The organism is Acidovorax sp. LjRoot204 (assembly GCF_056175785.1).
The window spans coordinates 22750-29747 of sequence record NZ_JBGFFF010000051.1 but is presented as its reverse complement, the minus strand read 5'-3'; the positions used below and the strand labels follow the sequence as shown (position 1 = coordinate 29747).

Genomic DNA, 6998 nt, shown 5'->3' with positions numbered 1-6998 from the left:
GTTTTCTTCTTGGCGACCTTTTTGGTGGTCTTTTTCTTGGCGACCTTCTTGGTGGCCGGTGCTGCTGCCTGGGCCGTCATGGGAGCGGCTGCGGGAGCGGTAGTGGCAGGGGCGGCTGCGGGTGCCTGTGCAAAAGCACCAGCAGTGAACAGACCGGCCACGAGGACAGCGAGGAGTTTTTTCATATATGCCGTTTCCAGTGTGAACGAAGGTTGAAGGGCCGGACGAATTCCGTACGGCTCCACTCGCAACGATAGCAGCGCGCGGCCCGTTGACAGGGTCTTGGACGAAATTTTTTGTCATTAGAATGGTTTGAAACCACACTGGCGCGCCTGCGGCGGTGCTTCTTTTCCTCGCTTTGCCCCTCATCGACCGAATCAGACTCGGCGCACACCGGAGACTCCCCACCCATGACCACCTACCAGCACATCGTGGTGCCTGCCGAAGGCCAGAAAATCACCGTCAACGCCGACATGTCCCTGAATGTGCCGGACGAGCCCATCATCCCCTTCATCGAAGGTGACGGCACCGGCCTGGACATCACGCCCGTCATGATCAGGGTGGTGGACGCAGCCGTGGCCAAGGCCTACGGGGGCAAGAAGAAGATCCACTGGATGGAGGTGTACGCGGGCGAAAAGTCCACCAAGGTGTACGGCCCCGATGTGTGGCTGCCCGATGAAACCCTGCAGGTGCTGCGCGAGTACGTGGTGTCCATCAAGGGCCCGCTGACCACGCCCGTGGGCGGCGGTATCCGCTCGTTGAACGTGGCGCTGCGCCAGGAGCTGGACCTGTATGTGTGCCTGCGTCCCGTGCAGTATTTCAAGGGCGTGCCCTCGCCGCTGAAGGAACCCGAAAAGACCAACATGGTCATCTTCCGCGAGAACTCGGAAGACATCTACGCCGGCATTGAGTTCGAGGCCGAGTCGGACAAGGCGAAAAAGCTCATCAAGTTCCTGCAGGACGAGATGGGGGTGAAGAAGATCCGCTTCCCCAACACGTCCGGCCTGGGCGTGAAGCCCGTGTCCATCGAGGGCACAGAGCGGCTGGTGCGCAAGGCCATCCAGTACGCCATCGACAACGACAAGCCCAGCGTGACCATCGTGCACAAGGGCAACATCATGAAGTACACCGAAGGGGGCTTTCGCGACTGGGCCTATGCCTTGGCACAGAAGGAATTCGGTGCTGAGCTCATCGACGGCGGCCCCTGGTGCCGCCTCAAGAACCCCAAGAACGGCAAGGAAATCACCATCAAGGACAGCATCGCCGATGCCTTCCTGCAACAGATCCTGCTGCGCCCGGCCGAGTATTCGGTCGTGGCCACGCTGAACCTGAATGGTGACTACATCTCTGACGCTCTGGCGGCACAGGTGGGCGGCATCGGCATTGCCCCTGGCGCCAACATGTCCGACTCGGTGGCGTGCTTTGAAGCCACCCACGGCACGGCGCCCAAGTACGCGGGCAAGGATTACGTCAACCCCGGCTCCGAGATCCTGTCGGCCGAGATGATGTTGCGCCACATGGGCTGGACAGCGGCTGCCGACCTGATCATCAGCTCGCTGGAGAAGTCGATCGCATCCAAGAAGGTGACCTACGACTTTGCCCGCCTGATGGAAGGTGCCACGCAGGTCAGCTGCTCGGGGTTTGGGCAGGTCATGATTGACAACATGTAGTCGCATCCGCCTTGGCTTCGGGGCGGTTCAAAACGTCTCCATAAAAGAAGAACCCTGGTGCGTCATTCGGACCAGGGTTTTTTGTTTGCGCCTCAGCGTCCCAGCGCGCGTACCAGATAGTCGATGAGCACCCGCACCCGCAGGGGCATGTGCCGGTTACCTGGGTAGATCAGCGAAAACGGGCGTGACGCGCCCGCATGCCCCGCCAGCACTTCGACCAACTGGCCGTTGCGCAGATCCTCCTCCACCAGAAAACGGTACGTTTGTACCAGGCCTGCTCCTGCGCGGGCCAGCGTGACCTGACCCAGGATGTCATCAGCACAGCGCAACTTGCCCTGGGTCGGCCATTCCATGGTCTGGCCCTCGTGCACCAGCAACCAGGGAACGACCTGCCCGCTGCTCGGCAGCACGAACTGCACGCATTCATGTCGTTCCAGCTCGTCTGGCGTAACGGGTGCGCGGTGGCGTTTCAGGTAGGCCGGGGCTGCGACAACGATCAAGGCCGCATCCTCCAACTTGCGAGCCACCAGGCTCGAATCTGGCGGTGTTCGGCCGCGGATGGCGAGGTCAAAACCTTCCTCGGTGAAGTCCACGTTACGGTTGGACAACTGCAGTTCTATCTCTATGTCGGGGTACTTCTTGCTGAACGCGGGCAAGAGAGGCAGTACGCGATGGTGGCCGTACGAAGTGGGCAGGCTCATCCGCACAAGGCCTGCTGGCTTGAGTTGCTGGCCCGACGCCTCACGCTCTGCCTCGCTGAGTTGCGTCAGCGCCTGGCGGCATTGGTCGTAGTAGCGCTGCCCAACCTCCGTCAGGCGCACTTGGCGCGTAGTGCGCATGAGAAGGCGCACGCCCAGACGCTCCTCCAGCCGTGCAACTGAACGGCTCACGGCAGCCGCCGTGAGTCCTGTGGCCTTGGCTGCCGCAGTGAACCCCTGGTGCTGCGCCGTCAGGCAGAACAACTCAATGCTGCCCAGGCGAAGGTTGTCGAATTGCCGGTTCATTGTTGATTCTTATGTAATTAGTGATTTGAAATGAATCTAGTTTATTGTCAATTTCATCGCAAATACAGTTGCTGCATCACCAACCACGGACGTAAGGAGTCCCCAGATGCAGAACTCGATCAAGCTTTACTACTCTCCCGGCGCATGCTCGCTGGCGACGCACATTCTTCTGCGCGAAACAGGCACGCCATTCACGCTGGAGAAGGTTGATACCCACAAACACACCACCAGCACTGGCGGCGACTTCTATGCCATCAGCCCCAAAGGCCAGGTGCCTGTGATCGAACTTGCTGATGGGACGCGGATCACCGAAGGGCCGATAGTTGCTCAATATGTGGCGGACCGGGCGGGCGCACGCACCCTGATGCCCCCCGCAGGCAGTCTGGAGCGCTACCGGGTCATGGAGTGGCAGAACTACGTGACGGCGGAACTGCACAAGTCTTTCACCCCGCTGTTCCACAGCGATGTGGATGCCAATGCCAAGAAGGCGCTGGCTGCTGTGCTTTACAAGAAGCTGGTCTGGCTCGACGGACAACTGGCTGGCAAGAGCTACCTCACGGGCAGCGATTTCACTGCCGCCGATGCCTATCTGTTCGTGGTGCTCGGCTGGGCCAAGTTTGTGCAGATCGACCTGGGGGAACTGCAGCACATCGGCAGCTTCATGGCGCGTGTGGCAGCCCGCCCCGAGGTCCGTGCCGCGATGCAGACAGAAGGCCTCGTAGCCTGAGGTATACTCCCATGCCTTACATCAAGATCCAGATCACCCGCGAGGGTGCATCGCGCGAGCAAAAGGCCCAGCTGATTCGGGGCGCTACCGACCTTGTCGTGCAGGTGCTCGACAAGAACCCTGCCACTACTTTTGTTGTGATCGAAGAAGTGGATACCGACCACTGGGGCATCGCGGGCGAAACCGTGACCGTGCTGCGTGAGCGGGCGAAGAAAGGCGGTGCGCAATGAGTAGTGCTGCTGACTTTGCCGCCATCCATTCGGTGCTGGAGCTGTACCTCGACGGCCTTTACCACAGCGACACAACGCGCCTGGCCAAGGTGTTTCATCCGCAGGCCCTGTACGCCACGGCGGTGGGAGAGCAACCCATCTTCTGGCGCATGGACGAGTACTTCCCGGTGGTGGATGCTCGCCCAGCCCCTGTGGCGAGCGGCCAAGCGCGTACCGACCGCGTGCTCTCCATCGACCTGGTAGGCCCCGTGACGGCACTGGCCAAACTCCAGTGCTCCATCGCGCCCAAACATTTCATCGACCTGCTGACGCTGCTCTGGCTGGACGGACGCTGGCAGATCGTCTCCAAGGTCTTTCATTACGACATCAGAGATTGACATGAATATTCTTCGACCTTTCTCCAAGCCGTTTCTCTCTTCAGTGGGCGGGCTGGCGCTGTACTGCGTCACTGCATTGCTGCTGGGTTTTTCTGCCAGCGCATCGGCTCACCAAGAGTGCGCGGCCCCAGGGTGTGCTGCTTCGGAGCCTTACCATGGAATGCCCGCGATTGCGGCCATTGGAGCGCGCACCGGCAAGTACATGGAAATCCCCGAAGCTGCCAAGGGACCCACCATTGACCCCGCGAAGGGTTATCGAATCCAGGAACTGGGGCGCGGCCTGTACATGGTGACCGACAACGTCTACCAGGCGATGTTTGTGGTGCACGAAAAAGGCGTAGTGCTGGCTGACGCACCGCCTCCGCTGGCCGGATTTATCGCGAAAGCCATCCGTGAAGTCACGGGCAAGCCGATCACACACATCATTTACAGCCATGCCCATGTTGACCACATCGGTGCAGCAGGGGAGTTGCTAGCCACGCTGCCGCGCCGACCTGTGATCATTGCGCACGAAGAAACCCAAACCATCCTGGCGCGTGCACGTGATCCCAAACGCCCGCTGCCCGGCGTCACCTTCCGCGACAAGTACACCCTCAAAGTGGGCGGGCAGCGCCTGGACCTCTCGTACCACGGCAATGGTCATGAGCCGGGGAACATCTTCATCCTGGCACCTGAGCAACGTACGTTGATGGTGGTGGACGTCATCTTTCCCGGATGGATGCCGTGGAGACGCCTTGCGCTGGCGCAGGACATCCCGGGCTACTTCAAGCAGGTCGAGAAGATCAAGTCGATGGACTTCGACTGGCTGGTTTCTGGCCATGTTGCACGCGCCGGTACCAAGACCGATGTCGCCATGCAACATGAGTTTTTGCAAGATCTCAAAGAGGCTGCCGGCAAGGCCCTGCAGAACACGGCCTTGGGCGAGGGCATGGATGCCCGCGACCAATCCAACCCCTGGGCCGTCTTTGACAATTACATAGACCGTGTGGCGGCCCAATGTGTGAACGCGTTGACACCCAAGTGGGCTTCTCGCCTGGCGGCTTTTGATGTGTACATCTGGGACCAGTGCTTCACCATGGAGCAGAGCCTGCGGCTGGATTGAGCATGGCACTCAGAAACTACATCTACCTCATGTTGCTCGCGCTGGCCGTTGGGCAGCCGATGGCGGTAGTAGCCCAACCATTGACAGAGTCTGTGGACGCATTGGAGGCGTTGTTTGGCAAACACGCTGGCGTGCGTCGTACGCAGACGAAGGGGCTGTGTGCGAAGGGCTTCTTCATCGGAACTGCCGAGGCACGAGCACTGAGCAAAGCGACTGCATTTTCGGGAGCCCAAGTGCCAGCCCTCGCTCGGTTTTCGGTGGGTGGGGGCAATCCCGGCGCGTCGGACAAAAGCCGCTCAACACGTGGTCTGTCGCTCAAGCTGGACCTTCCCGATGGGGCAGTCTGGATGCAGGCCAACCTGTCTGCTCCGGTATATTTTGTGAAGGACCCGGCGGACTTCGCTCCGTTTGTCCGATCCCGCGTCCCGGACCCGGTGACCGGCAAACCGTCTCCAGAACGCTTGGCAGCATTCAACCTGGCTCACCCCGAGTCGTTGCGCCAGGGGAAATATCTGGCCGAGCGTTCTGCGCCTGCGAGCTATGTCACGACTCCTTATTGGGGCGTGAACGCATTCATCTTCCGGGCTCCGGATGACCAACGCCGCTTTGTGCGTTGGCGTTTTGAGCCGGAGGCGGGAGAGCAGCGATTGAGTGAGGAGCAGAGCATGCAGCTACCCGACGATTTTCTCGCGGCAGAGCTGCAGGAGCGACTTGCCAGAGGACCCGCTTCCTTCCGGTTTTTGGTGCAGTTGGCTGAAGACGCCGACGATCCCAGCGACCCGACCGTCGCGTGGCCAGAACAGCGTCGGCAGGTCACTGCAGGGCGTCTGGTGATTGAGAGCTTGTCCGAGTCTTCGACCTGCGAGCCCGTCCTTTTCAATCCCCTGGCTCTGCCGGATGGCATCGAACCTTCTGCCGACCCGGTGCTGCTGGCGCGTCCAGCCGCATATGGGATTTCATTCGGGCGCCGAATGGCGGAGCGCCAATGAACGCCGCCGCCAGCGAGCGACACCGCTTGGTGTTTGTGGGAGACCCCATGTGTTCATGGTGCTACGGCTTCGGACAAGAACTGTCCGAGGCACTGGCCCAGCGGCCCGAAATGCGGCTCGACATCGTCACTGGTGGTCTGCGTGCAGGGGCTACTGAGGTATTGGACGATGCCGGCAAGCGCTTGAGGTTGTTTCACTGGGCGAAGGTGGAAGCAGAGACAGGCCTGAGCTTTGACCGAGAGGCCCTCCTGGCTCGGCGAGGCTTTGTATACGACACAGAGCCTGTCTGTCGCGCGGTGGTTGCCGCTCGGCTCAGCCAGCCGGGTGCAAACCTGTTGGCCATTTTTCGGGCGCTGCAAAAGGCTTTTTATGCCGACGGCTTGGACACGACCGATCCAGAAGTGCTGGTCGCCGTAGTGACTCAGGCTCTGTCGGTACAGGCGTTGGATGCCCAAGGGCTGCAGGAGTGCTTCGTGGCCGATGCCACCCTCCAGGTGACTCAGAGGGACTTTGCGCAAGCGCGTCGCTGGGGCATCACCAGCTTTCCCGCACTTCTGGGCAAACATGGCGAGCACCTGGTCCGCCTGGTGGATGGTTTTGCCAAAGCGCCCGTGTTGCTTGCGACCATAGATCGTTGGATGGATCAGACATCGATGACAGTCACACCCTGGGGCTAGCGGGGGAAAGTGTATGCAACGCCACAGATGGTGAGGCCCACTTTGTGCAGCAGCGCTATTGATCAGCCCCTGTTGCATGCTTCCCGATTTTTCCCACAGCCTGCATGATCGCGCCGGCAATTCAGAGTTGGCTTTTTGAATCTTTCCCTCCTAAGATGGCCTGACGCTTCGGCATTGCTGGCATAAGCCTGATGTGTGCTATGCCGAATATGGCGAGCGTTG

At 60.4% G+C, this 6998-nt stretch carries 9 protein-coding genes; 7 read left to right on the top strand and 2 right to left on the bottom strand.

Annotation, left to right across the window (positions count from 1 at the left end; genetic code table 11):
• Nucleotides 1–185, bottom strand: a 185-nt coding sequence (locus tag AC04MI_RS11415; protein ID WP_476497825.1) for a hypothetical protein, incomplete at its 3' end; no start/stop codon positions are given.
• Nucleotides 186–410: 225 nt separating this feature from the next.
• Between AC04MI_RS11415 and icd the strand changes: the two genes are divergently transcribed.
• On the top strand, nucleotides 411–1670 hold the full coding sequence (gene icd, locus AC04MI_RS11410) for an NADP-dependent isocitrate dehydrogenase (protein ID WP_436077461.1): 1260 nt from the start codon (nucleotides 411–413) through the stop codon (nucleotides 1668–1670).
• A gap of 92 nt (nucleotides 1671–1762) precedes the next feature.
• Here icd and AC04MI_RS11405 read toward each other — a convergent pair whose 3' ends face one another.
• On the bottom strand, nucleotides 1763–2674 hold the full coding sequence (locus tag AC04MI_RS11405; RefSeq protein WP_436077460.1) for a LysR family transcriptional regulator: 912 nt from the start codon (nucleotides 2672–2674) through the stop codon (nucleotides 1763–1765).
• Nucleotides 2675–2780: 106 nt separating this feature from the next.
• On the opposite strand from AC04MI_RS11405, the gene gstA reads away from it, so the two are divergent.
• Genes gstA through AC04MI_RS11375 form a run of 6 tightly spaced genes read left to right on the top strand, consistent with a single transcriptional unit; the run spans nucleotide 2781 to nucleotide 6776 of the window.
• Nucleotides 2781–3401, top strand: coding sequence for a glutathione transferase GstA (gstA, locus tag AC04MI_RS11400; RefSeq protein WP_233193738.1), 621 nt, complete (start codon nucleotides 2781–2783; stop codon nucleotides 3399–3401).
• An 11-nt stretch (nucleotides 3402–3412) separates the two neighbouring features.
• Nucleotides 3413–3631, top strand: a complete 219-nt coding sequence (locus tag AC04MI_RS11395) for a tautomerase family protein (protein WP_056062421.1) — start codon at nucleotides 3413–3415, stop codon at nucleotides 3629–3631.
• Nucleotides 3628–4008, top strand: coding sequence for a nuclear transport factor 2 family protein (locus tag AC04MI_RS11390; RefSeq protein WP_436077459.1), 381 nt, complete (start codon nucleotides 3628–3630; stop codon nucleotides 4006–4008). The genes AC04MI_RS11395 and AC04MI_RS11390 overlap by 4 nt, the downstream gene beginning before the upstream one ends.
• 1 nt (nucleotide 4009) lies before the next feature.
• On the top strand, nucleotides 4010–5110 hold the full coding sequence (locus tag AC04MI_RS11385; protein WP_436077458.1) for an MBL fold metallo-hydrolase: 1101 nt from the start codon (nucleotides 4010–4012) through the stop codon (nucleotides 5108–5110).
• A gap of 2 nt (nucleotides 5111–5112) precedes the next feature.
• Nucleotides 5113–6099, top strand: a complete 987-nt coding sequence (locus AC04MI_RS11380; protein WP_436077457.1) for a catalase family peroxidase — start codon at nucleotides 5113–5115, stop codon at nucleotides 6097–6099.
• Nucleotides 6096–6776 carry a DsbA family protein gene (locus AC04MI_RS11375; protein WP_436077456.1) on the top strand — a complete coding sequence of 227 codons (681 nt, stop codon included), beginning with the start codon at nucleotides 6096–6098 and terminating at the stop codon, nucleotides 6774–6776. Before AC04MI_RS11380 ends, AC04MI_RS11375 begins: the two co-directional genes overlap by 4 nt.
• Nucleotides 6777–6998: the final 222 nt, after the last annotated feature.

Excerpts from the sequence above, each read along its gene's own strand:
- icd (WP_436077461.1), top strand. The coding sequence starts at position 411 with ATGACCACCTACCAGCACATCGTGGTGCCTGCCGAAGGCCAGAAAATC.
- AC04MI_RS11405 (WP_436077460.1), bottom strand. The coding sequence starts at position 2,674 with ATGAACCGGCAATTCGACAACCTTCGCCTGGGCAGCATTGAGTTGTTC.
- gstA (WP_233193738.1), top strand. The coding sequence starts at position 2,781 with ATGCAGAACTCGATCAAGCTTTACTACTCTCCCGGCGCATGCTCGCTG.
- AC04MI_RS11395 (WP_056062421.1), top strand. The coding sequence starts at position 3,413 with ATGCCTTACATCAAGATCCAGATCACCCGCGAGGGTGCATCGCGCGAG.
- AC04MI_RS11390 (WP_436077459.1), top strand. The coding sequence starts at position 3,628 with ATGAGTAGTGCTGCTGACTTTGCCGCCATCCATTCGGTGCTGGAGCTG.
- AC04MI_RS11385 (WP_436077458.1), top strand. The coding sequence starts at position 4,010 with ATGAATATTCTTCGACCTTTCTCCAAGCCGTTTCTCTCTTCAGTGGGC.
- AC04MI_RS11380 (WP_436077457.1), top strand. The coding sequence starts at position 5,113 with ATGGCACTCAGAAACTACATCTACCTCATGTTGCTCGCGCTGGCCGTT.
- AC04MI_RS11375 (WP_436077456.1), top strand. The coding sequence starts at position 6,096 with ATGAACGCCGCCGCCAGCGAGCGACACCGCTTGGTGTTTGTGGGAGAC.